We start from the raw sequence: 16,583 nt of genomic DNA on the forward strand, positions 1-16,583 counted from the left end.
CGTCGGAACGGGACGGCCACAGCCTGTTCGAGATCAGGTCCGACACTCCGGAGAGCAGCCCATGAGGATCCACATCACCAGTGTCTTCGTCGACGACCAGGAGAAAGCCCGGAGCTTCTACACCGACGTGCTGGGCTTCGTGAAGAAGCACGACGTCCCGGTGGGGACGGACCGGTGGCTGACCGTGGTCTCGCCGGAGGATCTCGACGGGACGGAGCTGCTCCTCGAGCCCTCGGGCCATCCGGCGGTGCAGCCCTACAAGACGGCGCTGGTCGAGGACGGCATCCCGGCCGCCTCGTTCGCCGTCGACGATGTCCATGCGGAGTTCGAGCGGCTGCGCGGGCTCGGTGTGCGGTTCACGCAGGAGCCGACGGAGATGGGCCCGCTCACCACCGCGGTGCTGGACGACACCTGCGGCAACCTCATCCAGATCGTGCACACCAAGTCCTGACAGACGCGACCTAGGCCGCGAGGTGCAGGTCCGATGGCCGATGTCCCCGTGGCGGTCGGCTTCCTAAGCTGCGGGACGGGTCGCCGTCGCAGCCCAGGACGCCACGAGAAGAGGTCGCCATGCCCGTGAACGGTCGTAGCCACATCCGTATCGCCCGTCCCTCCCGGGACCTCGCCGCGGCCGAGCGGTTCTGGCGCGAGGGGCTCGGGCTCGATGTGGTGTGGCGGGCCGAGGGCGGGGGCGAACCAGGGGAGCACGACCTGCTGATGCTGGGTTGGCCCGACGCCGACTGGCATCTGGAGCTCGTGTACGAGGCCGCCCGCCCGGTCGAGCCCCGCCCCACTGAGGAGGATCTGCTCGTGATCTACGCCGACGGCCCCGTCCCGGACGACCTCGTCGCCCGCTTGGAGCAGCACGGCGGCAAGAGGGTGGAATCCCCCAACCCGTACTGGAACGAGTGGGGCGTCACCATCGAGGACCCCGACGGCTACCGCTTGGTCCTGTGCCGTCGAGCCTGGTCCAACAGCTGAAGACAGCCCTTTGGGGGCGCGGGGAACTGCGCGACCAGCCCCCACGCGCCCGCACCCGGCACCAAAGGGTGGTCAGACCGTCACCTTCGCCGGCTGAACAGTTCCCCGAGCGGCACGCTCACCGAGCACCTCCGTGGGAACCCGGTGCGTCTCCCGCGCCGTCACCGCCGCGATCACCGGCGGCACGCACAGCGCCGCCGTGAACAGCGCCACCGCCGACCAGTCGTCGCCGTCCGGCCCGGCGATCTGCGCGGCGAACGTCACCGCGAAACCGGCCGCGGCGAAACCGATCTGCGTGCCGATGGCCACGCCCGACAGCCGGACCCGGGTCGTGAACATCTCACCGTAGAAGGCGGGCCACACACCGTTCGCGGCGCTGTAGACCACACCGAAGCAGACGATGCCCGTCAGGAAGGTCAGCGGGTAGGAGCCCGTGGAGACCGCCCACAGGTACAGGAACATCGTCACCGCGCTGCCGACCGCGCCGATCAGGAACACCGGGCGGCGGCCGATCCGGTCGGACAGCGTCGCCCACAGCGGGATCGCGGCGAGCGCCACGACATTGGCCAGGGCACCCACCCACAGCATGGCCGTACGCGACATGCCCACCGCGTCGCTGGTGGCGTACGCCAGCGCCCACACCGTGAAGATCGTGCTGACCGAGGCGATGAGCGCGCCCCCGATCACCCGCAGCACATCCGCCCAGTGCTCGCGCATCAGCACCACCAGCGGCAGTTTGACGACGCCCTCCTCCGCGGCCTGCTGCGCGAAGGCCGGGGTCTCGTCCAGCTTGCGCCGGATGACATAGCCGACGACGGCGACGCCGACGCTCAGCCAGAACGGCACCCGCCAGCCCCACGACAGCAACTGCTCCTCGGGCATCGCGGCGACCGGGATGAAGACCAGCGTGGCCAGCAGCTGGCCGCCCTGGGTGCCGCTGAGGGTGAAGCTGGTGAAGAAGCCGCGCCGGCCCGGCGGCGCGTGTTCCAGCGTCATGGAGTTGGCGCTGGCCTGTTCGCCCGCCGCCGAGATGCCCTGGAGCACCCGGCACAGCACCAGCAGGGCCGGGGCGAGCGTGCCCACCTGGTCCCGGGTCGGCAGACAGCCGATGAGGAACGTCGACAGGCCCATCAGCATCAGCGTGAAGACCATGATCTTCTTGCGGCCGAGCTTGTCCCCGAAGTGGCCGAGGACCAGCGCGCCGACCGGGCGGGCGGCGTACGCCACGCCGAACGTGGCCAGCGACAGCAGGGTCGCGGTGGCCGGGTCGGACTCGTCGAAGAACACGGCGGGGAAGATCAGCGCGGCGGCACTGCCGTAGATGAAGAAGTCGTAGTACTCCAGTGCGCTGCCGATCCAGGCGGCGGTCGCGGCTTTCTTCGGCTGACCGGGTGGGGCTGCGGCCCCTTGGGGCGTGGCGGGGACGGACACGGCGGCTCCTTAGCGGGCTCCACCCTAGGCGGAGTGAGACGAACGGCGAGCAGAGAGGGCGGGCCGGATCGCGGCTAATTAACCCACTGGGTAGTTAGTAGGGGATGGCCAGTGATGCTGCGCCCGCCTGCCGCCGGTGTCAAGAGGTCGTGCGCGGAGGTTCAGTCCGCCGTGCGCTCCGCCGTGAGGTACGCGATCACCATGTCGCCGAGCATGGTGCGGTAGTGCGCGCGCCGTGCCTGGTCCAGCAGGTCACGGCCGAACAGCGCCCCGAAGGTGTGCCGGTTGGAGACCCGGAAGAAGCAGTAGGAGGAGATCATCGCGTGCAGGTCGACGGCGTCGACGTCGGCCGTGAACAGGCCCGACTCCTGTCCCGACGCCAGGATCCGCCGGATCACGTCCAGGGCGGGGGAGCCGATCTTGCCGAGCTTCTCCGAGGCGGCGATGTGCTGCGCGCCGTGGATGTTCTCGATGCTGACCAGGCGGATGAAGTCCGGGTGCTGCTCGTGGTGGTCGAAGGTCACCTCGGCCAGCCGCCTGATCGCCGCCACGGGGTCCAGGTGGTCCACGTCGAGCTGCTGCTCGGCCTCCCGGATCACGCCGTACGCCCGCTCCAGCACGGAGGTGAACAGCTGTTCCTTGCCGCCGAAGTAGTAGTAGATCATCCGCTTCGTGGTGCGGGTGCGGGCGGCGATCTCGTCCACCCGGGCCCCGTCGTAGCCGGCCCGCGCGAACTCCTGCGTGGCGACGTCGAGGATCTCGGCCTGGGTGCGGGCGGCGTCACGGATGCGCTCGCCAGGACGTGCCGGTTCTTCGACGCTGGTCATCAGGTTCCTTCGGGCGGAGGGGCCGGTGCCGGTGATTGTAGAAGCAGGGGTGCGCCCGCCCATGAGGTCTTCCCGAGCCCGTCCTCGGCTGATATAGCTAACGTACTAGTTCGTACATTAGGCAGCTGCTCAGGAGGCCCGTGTGCCCAAGGACTCGTATCTCGTCGGACTGATCGGTTCCGGCATCGGCCCCTCACTCAGTCCGGCGCTGCACGAGCGGGAGGGCGACCGCCAGGGCCTGCGACTGCTGTACCGGCTCATCGACATCGACCCGCTCGGGGTGCCGCCCGAGGCGGTGGGCGATCTGGTGCGGGCCGCCCGCGACCTGGGCTTCGACGGGCTCAACATCACGCACCCCTGCAAGCAACTCGTCATCGAGCACCTGGACGCGCTCGCCCCGCAGGCCGAGGCGCTGGGCGCGGTCAACACCGTCGTCTTCGAGGACGGCCGCGCCGTCGGCCACAACACGGACGTCACCGGCTTCGCCGCGTCCTTCGCGCGCGGACTGCCCGACGCACCGCTGGAGCGGGTCGTGCAGCTGGGCGCCGGAGGCGCGGGCGCGGCCGTCGCGCACGCCACGCTCACCCTCGGCGCCGAGCGGGTCACCGTCGTCGACGCGCTGCCCGAACGGGCCGCCGCCCTGGCCGGTTCCCTGAACCGCGCCTTCGGTCAGGGCCGTGCGGCCGCCGCGCCCCCGGAACGGCAGGCCGAGCTGCTCGCCCACGCCGACGGCATCGTCCACGCCACGCCCACCGGCATGGCGGCCCACCCCGGCCTGCCCCTGCCCGCAGGCCTGCTCCACCCCGGGCTGTGGGTCGCCGAGGTGGTCTACCGCCCGCTGGAGACCGAACTGCTGCGCACCGCCCGCGCGCTGGGCTGCGCCACCCTCGACGGCGGCGGCATGGCCGCCTTCCAGGCCGCCGACGCGTTCCGCCTGTTCACCGGGCGGGAACCCGACGCCGCGCGGATGCTGACGGACCTGACCGAACTGGCCGGGGTCGTAGGCGCACCGAACTAGGAAGAGGTACCGACCGTGCGTACGTCCATCGCCACCGTCTCCCTCAGCGGATCCCTCACCGGGAAACTCGACGCCGCCGCCCGGGCCGGCTTCGACGGGGTGGAGATCTTCGAGAACGACCTGCTGGCCAGCCCCCTCACCCCCGAGGACATCCGCGCCCGCTGCGCCGATCTCGGCCTGAGCATCGACCTCTTCCAGCCCATGCGGGACATCGAGGCCGTGCCCGAGGCCGAGTTCGCCCGGAACCTGCGGCGGGCGCGCCACAAGTTCGAGCTGATGCGCAGGCTCGGCGCCGACACCGTTCTCGTCTGCTCCAGCGTCTCGCCGCAGGCGGTGGACGACGACGCCCTCGCCGCCGAGCAGCTGAGCCGGCTCGCCGACCTCGCGCGGGAGTCCGGCGTCAAGGTGGCCTACGAGGCCCTCGCCTGGGGGCGGCACGTCAGTACGTACGACCACGCCTGGCGCATCGTCGAGGCGGCCGGCCACCCGGCGCTCGGCACCTGCCTGGACAGCTTCCACATCCTCTCGCGCGGCTCGGATCCCAAGGGCATCGCGGACATCCCCGGCGAGAAGATCTTCTTCCTCCAGCTCGCCGACGCCCCGCTGCTCGCCATGGACGTCCTCCAGTGGAGCCGCCACTACCGCTGCTTCCCCGGCCAGGGCGGCTTCGACGTCGCGGGCCTGGTGCGGCACGTGCTGAGCACCGGCTACGACGGCCCGCTCTCCCTGGAGGTCTTCAACGACGTCTTCCGGCAGGCCGACGCCGGCCCGACCGCCGTGGACGCCCGGCGTTCCCTGCTGGTCCTCCAGGAGACGGTCGGCCGGGCACCCCTGCCCGACCCCGTCGTCCCCACCGGCGTCGCCTTCGCCGAGCTGGTCACGCCCGACGCCGAGCCCCTCACCGCCCTGCTCGGCTCCCTCGGCTTCACCCGCACCGCCCGGCACCGCGGCAAGCCCGTCGCCCTGTGGGAGCAGGGCGAGGCGCGGATCCTCGTCAACACCGGGCCGGCCGTCCGCCGTGACGGCACCCAGCTCGCCGCGATCGGGCTGGAGTCGCCCGACCCCGCCGCCGCGGCCCGGCGTGCCGAGGCACTGCTGGCCCCCGTCCTGCCCCGCCGCCGCGCACCCGAGGACGCTCCGCTGGACGCGGTCGCCGCCCCCGACGGCACGGAACTCTTCTTCTGCGCCACCGGCCGCCCGGGCCTGCCCGACTGGCGGGCCGACTTCGAGGACACCGGCCCGGCCCCCGCCCCCACGGGCATCCGCCGTATCGACCACCTCGCCCTGACCCAGCCCTGGCACCACTTCGACGAGGCGGCCCTCTTCCACCGCGGGGTGCTCGGACTGCACGGCCAGGAGAGCGTCGACGTCGCCGACCCCTACGGGCTGCTGCGCAGCCGCGCCGTCACCAACGCCGACGGCAGCGTCCGGATCGCCCTCACCGTCGGCGCCGCGCCCACGGACGAGACCGTCCAGGCCCAGCACATCGCCCTCGCCACCGACGACGTGGTCGCCGCGGCCCGCCGCTTCCGCGAGGCCGGCGGCCGGCTGCTGCCCGTCCCGGCGAACTACTACGACGACCTCGCCGCCCGCTTCGAGTTCGCGGACGGCGAGCTGGAGACCTACCGCGACCTCGGCATCCTCTACGACCGCGACGCGCACGGCGTCTTCCGCCACTGCTACACCCGGACCGTCGGCCGCGTCTTCTTCGAACTGGTCCAGCGCGACGACGGCTACCGGGGCTACGGTGCCGCCAACGCCCCGGTGCGGCTCGCGGCCCAGCACGCGGTGCGGACCCTCACTGGCGGCTGACGGTCCGGGTGATGCCCGTGACGACCGTCGTGGCGAGGATCCAGCCCGTGAGGACGAGGGCGTAGGAGAGCCACTGGTAGCCGTCGGCCGGCCCGAACGCCCCCTCCTGCCCGAAGGAGATCACGGGCAGGAGCAGGTCGAGTGTGTAGAACACCGGGTTGAACTGCGGGGCCTCGTCCGCCTTCAGGGGCTGGGGGTGGTGCAGCGCGTAGGCGAGGGAGCCGATCACGAGCAGCGACACCAGCCAGCCCGCGGCCCGCAGGGGGCGGAAGCCGTAGCCGACGGTGGCGTCCTGCACATAGCCCCAGAGCCGGCCGTACCAGGGGAGGGTGCCGCGGTGGCGGCGCTGCTTGGCGAGCTGGACCTGGCGGGCGGCGTTGTCGTCGCCGATCCGGCGGTAGGCGGCGGTCAACTGCTCGTAGGCGTGCGGGACATAGCCCTCGCCGTCCCGCTCCAGCATCGCCAGACGGCGCTCGGCGGGCGCGTGCGGTGTGAGGGACGTGTAGACGAGGCTGTCGAGCAGGACCTCCTCCGGGACCACGTCCGGCTCCAGCCACAGGACGTCCAGCTGGGCGCGGCGCAGGTTGAGCGTGCCCTCCATGGGCGGGCTCTTGCGCAGCCAGACTTCCCCGATGGTGCAGCTGCTGGCCCGCAGCGCGGCGTCACCGGGGTTCGACAGGCGCGCGTGCGACAGGTCGAGACGGCCCCCGATCCGGGCGCCGCGCAGGCCGATCCAGCCGTGCACCTCCACGCCGCGCAGCAGGACGTCGCCCTCCACGGCGGCCAGCTCCGCGTCGAGGACGACCTCACCCCCGCTGCCCTCCAGCCGGGCCTGGCCCAGGTCGACGGACCCGGCGACCGACGCGCCCGTCAGGCGCACCCCGCCCCGCGCCCGCAGGCCCGGCGCCGACAGGCCGTCCCCGACGGTCACATGGTTGAGCTGGAGCGCCGGCTGACCGGCGGACAGCGCGTCGATGTCGGCGCGGTCCAGGAACAGCGCCCCGGCGATCTGCGCGCCGCCGAGCCGTACGGGCCCGTCGAACAGGCAGTCCGACATGCGCAGGACGCCGTCCACCCGCAGGGTGGCGGCGTCCAGGCCGGGCAGGGCGGAGTCGCGCAGGTTCAACTGGCGCAGGCGCGTCGCGTAGAGCACGGGGACGTTCTCGAAGTAGCAGTGACTCAGGCGCACGGCGTGATCGATCTCGCCGTACTTGAGGTCGAACACCCCGGTGATCCGCGCACCCCCGAGTCTGAGGGCGGCGGTCTCCCCGTCCTCCTGCGGTGCGCTCAGCAGCAGGGCCCGCAACACGGCCGCACGGACGGTCCGTTCGGGGCCCCACTCGGCACCCCGCTCCGGATCCTCGTCCGCCGACTCCCGGAAGTTCACGTCCTGACCGCGCGAGAAGGCGCGCCACACCCGCTCCTCGGCGGGTGTCATATTGTCGATCTCCATCAGCGGGGACTCTGACGCCCCGGCCGGGGGCTGTCAACTCGCCCCCGGCCTCAGTGCGTCAGGCCCTCGCGTTCCACTCCGCGATCACAGGCCGGTCGTGCTCGGTGGACAGCCGGCTCACCGTGCCCGTCTCCAGACGGAACAGTCGTCCCTCCGCCGCGGACAGGCCGAGGCGGCGGGCCGTCAGGGCGCGGAGGAAGTGGCCGTGGGCCACCAGCATCACATCGCCCTCGGGCAGCGCCGCCGTCACCCGGGACAGGACCCGGTCGGCGCGCTCGCCGACCTCCTCGGGGGACTCGCCCGGCTTGCCGTCGGCGCCGGGCGGGCACCCGTCGGTCCACAGGTCCCAGTCCGGGCGGGTGCGGTGTATCTCGTCGCTCGTGACGCCCTCGTAGGCGCCGTAGTACCACTCGTGCAGGTCCGGGTCCCGCACGGCCCCCGTCAGGCCCGCGAGTTCGGCGGTGCGCACCGCGCGGGTGAGGGGGCTCGTGAGGACCAGCGCGAAGGGGCGGCCCGCCAGCAGCGGAACCAGCGACTCGGCCTGTCCCTCACCGCGCGGGGTGAGGGACAGGTCGGTGAAGCTGGTGTGCTGTCCGCTCCGGCTCCACTCCGTCTCGCCGTGACGGACCATCAGCAGATCGCCCACGGTGCTACGCCTTCTTCGCGGACTCGACGGCGTGGCCGCCGAACTGGTTGCGCAGCGCCGCGATCATCTTCATCTGCGGGGAGTCGTCCTGACGGGAGGCGAACCGGGAGAAGAGGGAGGCGGTGATCGCGGGCAGCGGTACGGAGTTGTCGATCGCGGCCTCCACGGTCCAGCGTCCCTCACCGGAGTCCTGGGCATAGCCCCGGAGTTCCTCCAGGTGCTCGTCGTCGTCCAGGGCGTCCACGGCCAGGTCCAGCAGCCAGGAGCGGATGACGGTGCCCTGCTGCCAGGAGCGGAACACCTCGCGGACGTTGTCGACCGAGTCCACGGCCTCCAGCAGCTCCCAGCCCTCGGCGTAGGCCTGCATCATGGCGTACTCGATGCCGTTGTGGACCATCTTCGCGAAGTGCCCGGCGCCGACCTTGCCCGCGTGGACGAAGCCGTACGGGCCCTCCGGCTTGAGCGCCTCGAAGATCGGCAGCAGCGGGTCGACGTACTCCTTCTCGCCGCCGACCATCAGGGCGTAGCCGTTCTTCAGGCCCCACACGCCGCCGGAGACACCCGCGTCGACGAAGCCGATCCCGCGCTTGCTCAGCTCCTCGGCGTGCTTCTCGTCGTCCGTCCAGCGGGAGTTGCCGCCGTCGACGACCGTGTCGTAGGGCTTGAGGAGACCCGCCAGCTGGTCGATGACGTGCTGGGTGGGCTCACCGGCCGGGACCATGACCCAGACCGTCCGGGGCGCCTCCAGCTGGTTGACGAGGTCGGCCAGACTGGTCGCGTCGGACTTCTCGGGGTTGGTGTCGTAGCCGATGACGGTGTGGCCGGCGTTGCGCAGGCGATCGCGCATGTTGCCGCCCATCTTGCCGAGACCCACAAGACCGATCTGCATGTCAGTTCACTTCCCGAAGATTGCGGTAGGCGGCCACCAGCGCGGCCGTGGACGGGTCGAGACCGGGGACATCCGCGCCCTCGGTCAGGGCGGGCTCGACGCGCTTGGCGAGGACCTTGCCGAGCTCGACGCCCCACTGGTCGAAGGAGTCGATGTTCCAGACCGCGCCCTGCACGAACACCTTGTGCTCGTAGAGGGCGACCAGCTGGCCCAGGACCGACGGGGTCAGTTCGGCGGCCAGGATCGTCGTGGTCGGGTGGTTGCCCTGGAAGGTGCGGTGCGGCACCTGCTCCTCGGGCACGCCCTCCGCCCGCACCTCCTCGGCGGTCTTGCCGAAGGCGAGTGCCTGCCCCTGGGCGAAGAGGTTGGCCATCAGCAGGTCGTGCTGCGCCTTCAGTTCGTCGCCCAGCTCGGCGACGGGCCGGGCGAAGCCGATCAGGTCGGCGGGGATGAGCTTGGTGCCCTGGTGGATCAACTGGTAGTAGGCGTGCTGCCCGTTGGTGCCGGGCGTGCCCCACACCACCGGCCCCGTCTGCCACTGGACGGGACGGCCCTCGCGGTCCACCGACTTGCCGTTGGACTCCATGTCGAGCTGCTGGAGGTAGGCGGTGAACTTCGACAGATAGTGGCTGTAGGGCAGGACGGCGTGCGACTGGGCGTCGAGGAAGTTGCCGTACCAGATGCCGAGCAGGCCCATCAGCAGCGGGGCGTTGGCCTCGGCGGGGGCGTTGCGGAAGTGCTCGTCGACGATGCGGAAGCCGTCGAGCATCTCGCGGAAACCGTCCGGGCCGATGGCGATCATCAGCGACAGGCCGATCGCGGAGTCGTACGAGTAGCGGCCGCCGACCCAGTCCCAGAACTCGAACATGTTGTCGACGTCGATACCGAACCCGGCGACCTTCTCGGAGTTCGTCGAGAGCGCCACGAAGTGCTTCGCGACCGCCTTCTCGTCGCCGCCCAGGCCCTTGAGCAGCCAGGAGCGCGCCGAGGTCGCGTTGGTGATCGTCTCGATGGTGGTGAAGGTCTTGGACGCGACGATGAACAGCGTCTCCGCCGGGTCGAGGTCGCGCACGGCCTCGTGCAGATCGGAGCCGTCCACGTTCGACACGAAGCGGAACGTCAGATCCCGCGCGGTGTACGGCCGCAGCGCCTCGTACGCCATCGCCGGGCCCAGGTCCGATCCGCCGATGCCGATGTTGACGACGTTGCGGATGCGCTTGCCGGTGTGGCCGGTCCACTCCCCGGAGCGGACGCGGTCGGCGAAGCCGGCCATCTTGTCGAGCACGGCGTGCACGCCCGGGACGACGTTCTCGCCGTCGACCTCGATCACCGTGTCCCGGGGGGCGCGCAGCGCGGTGTGCAGCACGGCCCGGTCCTCGGTGACGTTGATCCGCTCGCCGCGGAACATGGCGTCGCGCTGCCCGAACACGTCGGTGGCGCCGGCCAGCTCCTGGAGCAGGGCCAGCGTCTCGTCGGTGACCAGGTGCTTGGAGTAGTCGATGCGCAGGTCGCCCACGCGCACGACATAGCGCTCGGCGCGCCCCGGGTCCGCGGCGAACAGCTCACGCAGGTCCGGCTGCGGCAGGGTGTCCGTGCGGTGGTCCTCCAGGGCGGTCCACTCGGGCCGCCGGGTGAGCTCGGGGGAGCCGGAGGGGGAGTCAGACATGAGCGGGGGTCTCCTCGGTGGCCTCGCCGTTCAGGGCGATGGCGTACATCTCGTCGGCGTCGAGGCGCCTGAGCTCCTCGGCGATGAGTTCGGAGGTGGCACGGACCTTCAGTGCCAGGGTGCGGGAGGGCTGGCCCGGCAGGGTCAGCGTGGCCAGCGGGCCCTCGGGGCGGTCGATGACGATCTCGCCGTTCTCGGTGCCCAGGCGTACCGCCGTGACGACCGGCCCGGCGGTGACCACCCGGTCGACCCGGACGTGCAGTCGCGCCTCCAGCCAGCGGGCCAGCAGCTCGGCGGCCGGGTTCTCGGCCTCGGCCTCCACGGCCGCCGAGGTGATCCGTGCCCGGGCCTGGTCCAGCGCGGCGGCCAGCATCGAACGCCAGGGCGTCAGCCGGGTCCAGGCGAGGTCGGTGTCGCCGGGCGCGTAGGAGCGGACCCGGTTCTGGAGCGTCGCCAGGGGGTTCTCGACGGCGTACAGGTCGGTGATCCGCCGCTGGGCCAGCGCCCCGAGCGGGTCCTTCGAAGGCACCTCAGGGGCCTCCACCGGCCACCACACCACCACCGGCGCGTCCGGCAGCAGCAGCGGCAGCACCACCGAGTCGGCATGGTCGGACACCTCGCCGTAGGTCCGCAGCACCACCGTCTCGCCGGTGCCCGCGTCGGCGCCCACCCGGACCTCGGCGTCCAGCCGGGACTGGGTGCGATCGCGCGGGGTGCGGGCCTGCCGCTTGATGACGACCAGGGTGCGCGAGGGGTGCTCGTGCGAGGCCTCCTCGGCCGCCTTGATCGCGTCGTAGGCGTTCTCCTCGTCCGTGACGATCACCATCGTCAGGACCATGCCCACGGCGGGAGTGCCGATGGCCCGGCGCCCCTGCACCAGCGCCTTGTTGATCTTGCTTGCCGTGGTGTCGGTCAGGTCGATCTTCATGGCCTGCGCCAGCTCCGTCCGTCTCGTGCGAGCATCTCGTCGGCTTCCGCGGGTCCCCAGCTGCCCGACTGGTACTGCGCGGGCCTGCCGTGCGTGGCCCAGTACCGCTCGATCGGGTCGAGGATCTTCCAGGACTCTTCCACTTCCTGGTGACGGGGGAACAGATTGGCGTCGCCCAGGAGGACGTCAAGGATCAGCCGTTCGTACGCTTCCGGGCTCGATTCGGTGAACGACTCGCCGTAGGCGAAGTCCATCGTCACGTCCCGGATCTCCATCGACGTACCCGGCACCTTGGAGCCGAACCGGACCGTCATGCCCTCGTCCGGCTGGACGCGGATGACGATCGCGTTGGCGCCCAGCTCCTCGGTCGCGGTGGAGTCGAAGGGGGAGTGCGGGGCCCGCTGGAACACCACGGCGATCTCCGTCACCCGGCGGCCGAGCCGCTTGCCGGTGCGCAGGTAGAACGGGACGCCCGCCCAGCGGCGGTTGTCCACCTGGAGCCTGATCGCGGCGTACGTGTCGGTCTTCGACGAGGCGTCGATGCCGTCCTCGTCCAGATAGCCGCCGACCTTCGCGCCGCCCTGCCAGGCCGCCGCGTACTGGCCGCGGACGGTGTTCTTCCCCAGGTCCTGGGGCAGCTGCACGGCCCGGAGCACCTTCAGCTTCTCGGTGAGCAGCGACGCCGCGTCGAAGGCGGCCGGTTCCTCCATCGCGGTGAGCGCCATCAGCTGGAGCAGGTGGTTCTGGATGACGTCACGGGCGGCGCCGATGCCGTCGTAGTACCCGGCCCGGCCGCCGATGCCGATGTCCTCGGCCATGGTGATCTGCACATGGTCGACGTATGACCGGTTCCAGATCGGTTCGAACATCTGGTTGGCGAAGCGCAGCGCCAGGATGTTCTGGACGGTCTCCTTGCCGAGGTAGTGGTCGATCCGGAAGACCTGCTCCGGGTCGAACACGTCGTGCACGATCGTGTTCAGTTCCTCGGCCGACTCCAGGTCGTGCCCGAACGGCTTCTCGATGACCGCGCGGCGCCAGGAGCCCTCGGGCGCGTTCGCCAGCCCGTGCTTCTTCAGCTGCTGGGCGACCTTCGGGAAGAACTTCGGCGGCACCGAGAGGTAGAAGGCGTAGTTGCCGCTGGTGCCCCGGGAGGCGTCCAGCTCCTCGACGGCGGAGCGCAGCTGCTTGAACGCCGTGTCGTCGTCGAAGTCGCCGGGGATGAACCGCATGCCCTCGGAGAGCTGCTGCCAGACCTCCTCGCGGAACGGGGTCCGGGCGTGCTCACGGACGGCGTCGTGCACCACCTGCGCGAAGTCCTGGTCCTCCCAGTCCCGGCGGGCGAAGCCCACCAGCGAGAAGCCCGGCGGCAGCAGACCGCGGTTGGCCAGGTCGTACACGGCCGGCATCAGCTTCTTGCGGGACAGGTCGCCGGTCACGCCGAAGATGACGAGCCCGGACGGGCCCGCGATCCTGGGCAGCCGGCGGTCGCGCGCGTCGCGCAGGGGATTGACGAAGTCGGCCTCGGTGAACTCCGGGCGCGGGCGGGCCTCGGCCGTGCCGCTCACCCCGGTCCGCTCGACCCCGGCCGCCTCCTGGGCCGCCACGGCCTCCTTCTCCTCCTTGGTCCCCTTGGTCTCCTGTTCGGCCGTCTGGGGGATGCCCTCGCTCATTCCGCGTCAACTCCCTTGTCGTTCAAGGACTTGGTGACCGCGTCCAGCAGGTCCTGCCAGGCCACCTCGAACTTGGCCACGCCCTCGTTCTCCAGTTGCCGCACCACCTCGTCGTACCCGATGCCGAGCCGCTCGACGGCCGCCAGGTCGGCGCGGGCCTGGGCGTATCCGCCGGTGACCGTGTCGCCCTGGACGTCACCGTGGTCGGCGACGGCGTTCAGCGTGGCCTCCGGCATGGTGTTGACCGTGCCGGGGGCGACCAGTTCGTCCACGTACAGGGTGTCCTTGTATGCCGGGTCCTTCACACCGGTGGAGGCCCAAAGGGGGCGCTGCCGGTTCGCGCGGGCCCCGCCCAGCGCCTGCCAGCGGGCCGCGGCGAAGACCTGCTCGTACGCCTCGTAGGCGAGCCGCGCGTTGGCCAGGGCCGCCCGGCCCTTCAGCGCGAGGGCCTCGTCCGTGCCCAGCAGCGTCAGCCGCTTGTCGATCTCGGAGTCGACGCGGGAGACGAAGAAGGACGCCACCGAGTGGATGTCCGACAGGTCGAGACCGGCCGCCTGGGCCTTCTCCAGGCCGGCGACATAGGCGTCCATGACCTCGCGGTAGCGCTCCAGCGAGAAGATCAGCGTCACGTTCACGCTGATGCCCGCGCCGATCACCTCGGTGATCGCCGGCAGGCCGGCCTTCGTCGCCGGGATCTTGATCATCACGTTGGGGCGGTCCACCAGCCAGGCCAGCTGCCGGGCCTCGGCCACGGTCGCCGTGGTGTCGTGGGCGAGGCGCGGGTCGACCTCGATGGAGACCCGGCCGTCCCGGCCGCCGGTGGCGTCGTACACCGGCCGCAGGACGTCGGCGGCGGCGCGGACGTCGGCGGTGGTCATCATCCGGACGGCCTCGTCGACCGTGACGCCCCGCACCGCCAGGTCGGCGAGCTGCGCCTCGTAGCCCTCGCCCGAGCCGATGGCGGCCTGGAAGATGGACGGGTTGGTGGTGACGCCGACGACGTTCCTCGCGGCGACGAGCTCGGCCAGGTTGCCGGACTCGATCCGCCGGCGCGACAGGTCGTCGAGCCAGATCGACACGCCCTCGTCGGACAGGCGCTTGAGTGCTCCCGCGCTCGCGGTCGCTTCGGTCACAGTGATCATCTTCTTTCGGGCGTTCGGGTCAGTCACGCGCGGCGGCGAGGGACTCGCGGGCCGCGGCGGCGACGTTCTCGGGGGTGAAGCCGAACTCGGCGAACAGGGTCTTGGCGTCGGCGGAGGCGCCGAAGTGCTCCAGGGAGACGATGCGTCCCGCGTCCCCCACGAACCGGTGCCAGGTCAGGCCGATACCGGCCTCGACCGCGACCCGGGCCTTCACGGACGGCGGCAGCACCCGCTCGCGGTACTCCCTCGGCTGCTCCTCGAACCACTCCACCGACGGCATCGACACCACCCGGGTGCCGACCCCCTCGGCCTCCAGGGCCTCGCGCGCGGCGACGGCCAGCTGCACCTCGGAGCCCGTGGCGACGATCACCACGTCCGGCACCTCGGTCGAGGAATCGGCCAGGACGTAGCCGCCGCGCGCCGCGTCCGGGTTCGGCTCGTACGTGGGCACGCCCTGGCGGGTGAGCGCGAGACCGTGCGGGGCCGGGTCGGTGGTGTGCCGCCTGAGAATCTCGGCCCAGGCGATGGCGGTCTCGTTGGCGTCGGCGGGGCGTACGACGTTCAGGCCCGGGATGGCCCGCAGCGCGGCCAGGTGCTCGACCGGCTGGTGGGTCGGGCCGTCCTCGCCCAGGCCGACCGAGTCGTGCGTCCACACGTAGGTCACCGGGAGCTGCATCAGGGCCGACATCCGCACCGCGTTGCGCATGTAGTCGGAGAACACCAGGAAGGTGCCGCCGTAGACGCGGGTGTTGCCGTGCAGCGCGATGCCGTTCATCTCCGCGGCCATGGAGAACTCGCGGATGCCGAAGTGGATCGTCCGGCCGTACGGGTCCGCCTCCGGCAGCGGGTTGCCCTTCGGGAGGAACGACGACGTCTTGTCGATCGTGGTGTTGTTCGAACCGGCCAGGTCGGCCGAGCCGCCCCACAGCTCGGGGACGACCGTGCCGAGCGACTGGAGGACCTTGCCGGACGCGGCCCGGGTGGCGACCGCCTTGCCCGGCTCGAACACCGGCAGGGCGTCCTCCCAGCCCTCGGGCAGCTCGCCCTTGCTGACGCGGTCGAAGGTGACGGCCCGCTCCGGGTTGTCACCGCGCCAGGCGGCGATCCGCTTGTCCCAGGCGGTGCGCGCCTCGGCGCCCCGGTCCAGGGCCCCGCGGGTGTGGGCCAGCACCTCGTCGGCGACCTCGAAGGTCTGCTCCGGGTCGAAGCCGAGCAGGCGCTTGGTCGCGGCGACCTCGTCCTCGCCGAGCGCCGAGCCGTGGGAGGCCTCGGTGTTCCGGGCGTTCGGGGCGGGCCAGGCGATGATCGTGCGCATCGCGATGATCGAGGGGCGCCCGGTCTCGGCCTGAGCCGCCCTCAGGGCCGCGTCCAGCGCCCGTACGTCGACGTCGCCGTCCTCCTGCGGCTCGATCCGCTGCACATGCCAGCCGTACGCCTCGTACCGCTTCAGCACGTCCTCGGAGAAGGCGGTCGCGGTGTCGCCCTCGATGGAGATGTGGTTGTCGTCGTAGAGGAAGACCAGGTTCCCGAGCTTCTGGTGGCCGGCCAGCGAGGAGGCCTCGGCGGAGACGCCCTCCTGGAGGTCGCCGTCGGAGACGATGGCCCAGACGGTGTGGTCGAAGGGCGACTCGCCCTGCGGGGCCTCCGGGTCGAACAGGCCGCGCTCGTAGCGGGCCGCCATCGCCATGCCGACCGCGTTCGCGACGCCCTGGCCGAGCGGGCCGGTCGTGGTCTCCACGCCCGCGGTGTGCCCGTACTCGGGGTGGCCCGGCGTCTTCGAGCCGTGCGTACGGAACGCCTTCAGGTCGTCCAGCTCCAGCTCGTAGCCCGCGAGGTACAGCTGCGTGTACAGGGTCAGCGAGGTGTGGCCGGGGGACAGGACGAAGCGGTCACGGCCGGCCCACTCCGGGTCGGCGGGGTCGTGCCGCATCACCTTCTGAAAGAGCGTGTAGGCGGCCGGCGCGAGGCTCATCGCGGTGCCGGGGTGGCCGTTGCCGACCCGCTGGACGGCATCCGCCGCCAGAAGACGGGCGGTGTCGACGGCACGCCGGTCGAGTTCGGTCCATTCGAAGCTGTCCGCTGTCTGCGTGCTCATCTTCAAGAAGTCCTCGATAGGAGCG

14 protein-coding genes are annotated in these 16,583 nt (G+C 71.5%); 4 read left to right on the forward strand and 10 right to left on the reverse strand.

Annotated features, from left to right (window positions below; translation table 11 throughout):
• Window positions 1-61 precede the first annotated feature (61 nt).
• Both ACFT4A_RS05200 and ACFT4A_RS05205 read left to right on the forward strand, forming a co-directional pair.
• Window positions 62-451, forward strand: coding sequence for a VOC family protein (locus ACFT4A_RS05200; protein ID WP_189726123.1), 390 nt, complete (start codon window positions 62-64; stop codon window positions 449-451).
• A gap of 119 nt (window positions 452-570) precedes the next feature.
• Window positions 571-981 carry a VOC family protein gene (locus ACFT4A_RS05205; protein ID WP_382826123.1) on the forward strand — a complete coding sequence of 137 codons (411 nt, stop codon included), beginning with the start codon at window positions 571-573 and terminating at the stop codon, window positions 979-981.
• A 72-nt stretch (window positions 982-1,053) separates the two neighbouring features.
• On the opposite strand, the gene ACFT4A_RS05210 is transcribed toward ACFT4A_RS05205, so the two are convergent.
• Together ACFT4A_RS05210 and ACFT4A_RS05215 are read right to left on the reverse strand one after the other, a co-directional pair.
• Window positions 1,054-2,412 carry an MFS transporter gene (locus ACFT4A_RS05210; protein WP_382826125.1) on the reverse strand — a complete coding sequence of 453 codons (1,359 nt, stop codon included), beginning with the start codon at window positions 2,410-2,412 and terminating at the stop codon, window positions 1,054-1,056.
• 161 nt (window positions 2,413-2,573) lie between these two features.
• Entirely contained in the window at window positions 2,574-3,239 is a 666-nt protein-coding gene (locus tag ACFT4A_RS05215; RefSeq protein WP_382826127.1) for a TetR/AcrR family transcriptional regulator, read from the reverse strand.
• Between the two features lie 142 nt (window positions 3,240-3,381).
• On the opposite strand from ACFT4A_RS05215, the gene ACFT4A_RS05220 reads away from it, so the two are divergent.
• Together ACFT4A_RS05220 and ACFT4A_RS05225 are read left to right on the forward strand one after the other, a co-directional pair.
• On the forward strand, window positions 3,382-4,257 hold the full coding sequence (locus tag ACFT4A_RS05220; protein ID WP_382826129.1) for a shikimate dehydrogenase: 876 nt from the start codon (window positions 3,382-3,384) through the stop codon (window positions 4,255-4,257).
• Between the two features lie 15 nt (window positions 4,258-4,272).
• Complete coding sequence (locus ACFT4A_RS05225) at window positions 4,273-6,069, forward strand: bifunctional sugar phosphate isomerase/epimerase/4-hydroxyphenylpyruvate dioxygenase family protein (RefSeq protein WP_382826130.1); 1,797 nt, start codon at window positions 4,273-4,275, stop codon at window positions 6,067-6,069.
• On the opposite strand, the gene ACFT4A_RS05230 is transcribed toward ACFT4A_RS05225, so the two are convergent.
• The 8 genes from ACFT4A_RS05230 to tkt are packed head-to-tail and all read right to left on the reverse strand — an operon-like array spanning window position 6,056 to window position 16,558.
• Window positions 6,056-7,522: a membrane-associated oxidoreductase gene (locus ACFT4A_RS05230; protein WP_382826132.1), complete on the reverse strand. Its 1,467-nt coding sequence runs from the start codon at window positions 7,520-7,522 to the stop codon at window positions 6,056-6,058. The two genes, ACFT4A_RS05225 and ACFT4A_RS05230, sit on opposite strands and share 14 nt — an antisense overlap.
• Before the next feature lie 58 nt (window positions 7,523-7,580).
• Window positions 7,581-8,168 carry a histidine phosphatase family protein gene (locus ACFT4A_RS05235; RefSeq protein WP_382826134.1) on the reverse strand — a complete coding sequence of 196 codons (588 nt, stop codon included), beginning with the start codon at window positions 8,166-8,168 and terminating at the stop codon, window positions 7,581-7,583.
• A gap of 4 nt (window positions 8,169-8,172) precedes the next feature.
• Window positions 8,173-9,057 (reverse strand): phosphogluconate dehydrogenase (NAD(+)-dependent, decarboxylating), encoded by an 885-nt coding sequence (gene gnd, locus ACFT4A_RS05240; RefSeq protein WP_382826136.1) that lies wholly within the window; start codon window positions 9,055-9,057, stop codon window positions 8,173-8,175.
• Between the two features lies 1 nt (window position 9,058).
• Complete coding sequence (pgi, locus tag ACFT4A_RS05245) at window positions 9,059-10,723, reverse strand: glucose-6-phosphate isomerase (protein WP_382826138.1); 1,665 nt, start codon at window positions 10,721-10,723, stop codon at window positions 9,059-9,061.
• Window positions 10,716-11,651: a glucose-6-phosphate dehydrogenase assembly protein OpcA gene (gene opcA, locus ACFT4A_RS05250; protein WP_382826140.1), complete on the reverse strand. Its 936-nt coding sequence runs from the start codon at window positions 11,649-11,651 to the stop codon at window positions 10,716-10,718. Before opcA ends, pgi begins: the two co-directional genes overlap by 8 nt.
• On the reverse strand, window positions 11,648-13,321 hold the full coding sequence (zwf, locus tag ACFT4A_RS05255; protein ID WP_382826142.1) for a glucose-6-phosphate dehydrogenase: 1,674 nt from the start codon (window positions 13,319-13,321) through the stop codon (window positions 11,648-11,650). The genes opcA and zwf overlap by 4 nt, the downstream gene beginning before the upstream one ends.
• Window positions 13,318-14,463, reverse strand: coding sequence for a transaldolase (gene tal / locus ACFT4A_RS05260; RefSeq protein ID WP_382826144.1), 1,146 nt, complete (start codon window positions 14,461-14,463; stop codon window positions 13,318-13,320). The genes zwf and tal overlap by 4 nt, the downstream gene beginning before the upstream one ends.
• A 19-nt stretch (window positions 14,464-14,482) precedes the next feature.
• Window positions 14,483-16,558: a transketolase gene (gene tkt, locus ACFT4A_RS05265; RefSeq protein WP_382826145.1), complete on the reverse strand. Its 2,076-nt coding sequence runs from the start codon at window positions 16,556-16,558 to the stop codon at window positions 14,483-14,485.
• Between the last annotated feature and the right edge of the window lie 25 nt (window positions 16,559-16,583).

Source organism: Streptomyces sp. NPDC057099, from assembly GCF_042671245.1.
In the GTDB taxonomy this organism is placed as follows: domain Bacteria; phylum Actinomycetota; class Actinomycetes; order Streptomycetales; family Streptomycetaceae; genus Streptomyces; species Streptomyces purpurascens.

Excerpts from the sequence above, each read along its gene's own strand:
- ACFT4A_RS05200 (WP_189726123.1), top strand. The coding sequence starts at position 62 with ATGAGGATCCACATCACCAGTGTCTTCGTCGACGACCAGGAGAAAGCC.
- pgi (WP_382826138.1), bottom strand. The coding sequence starts at position 10,723 with ATGTCTGACTCCCCCTCCGGCTCCCCCGAGCTCACCCGGCGGCCCGAG.
- gnd (WP_382826136.1), bottom strand. The coding sequence starts at position 9,057 with ATGCAGATCGGTCTTGTGGGTCTCGGCAAGATGGGCGGCAACATGCGC.
- tal (WP_382826144.1), bottom strand. The coding sequence starts at position 14,463 with ATGATCACTGTGACCGAAGCGACCGCGAGCGCGGGAGCACTCAAGCGC.
- ACFT4A_RS05215 (WP_382826127.1), bottom strand. The coding sequence starts at position 3,239 with ATGACCAGCGTCGAAGAACCGGCACGTCCTGGCGAGCGCATCCGTGAC.
- zwf (WP_382826142.1), bottom strand. The coding sequence starts at position 13,321 with ATGAGCGAGGGCATCCCCCAGACGGCCGAACAGGAGACCAAGGGGACC.
- ACFT4A_RS05205 (WP_382826123.1), top strand. The coding sequence starts at position 571 with ATGCCCGTGAACGGTCGTAGCCACATCCGTATCGCCCGTCCCTCCCGG.
- opcA (WP_382826140.1), bottom strand. The coding sequence starts at position 11,651 with ATGAAGATCGACCTGACCGACACCACGGCAAGCAAGATCAACAAGGCG.
- tkt (WP_382826145.1), bottom strand. The coding sequence starts at position 16,558 with ATGAGCACGCAGACAGCGGACAGCTTCGAATGGACCGAACTCGACCGG.
- ACFT4A_RS05230 (WP_382826132.1), bottom strand. The coding sequence starts at position 7,522 with ATGGAGATCGACAATATGACACCCGCCGAGGAGCGGGTGTGGCGCGCC.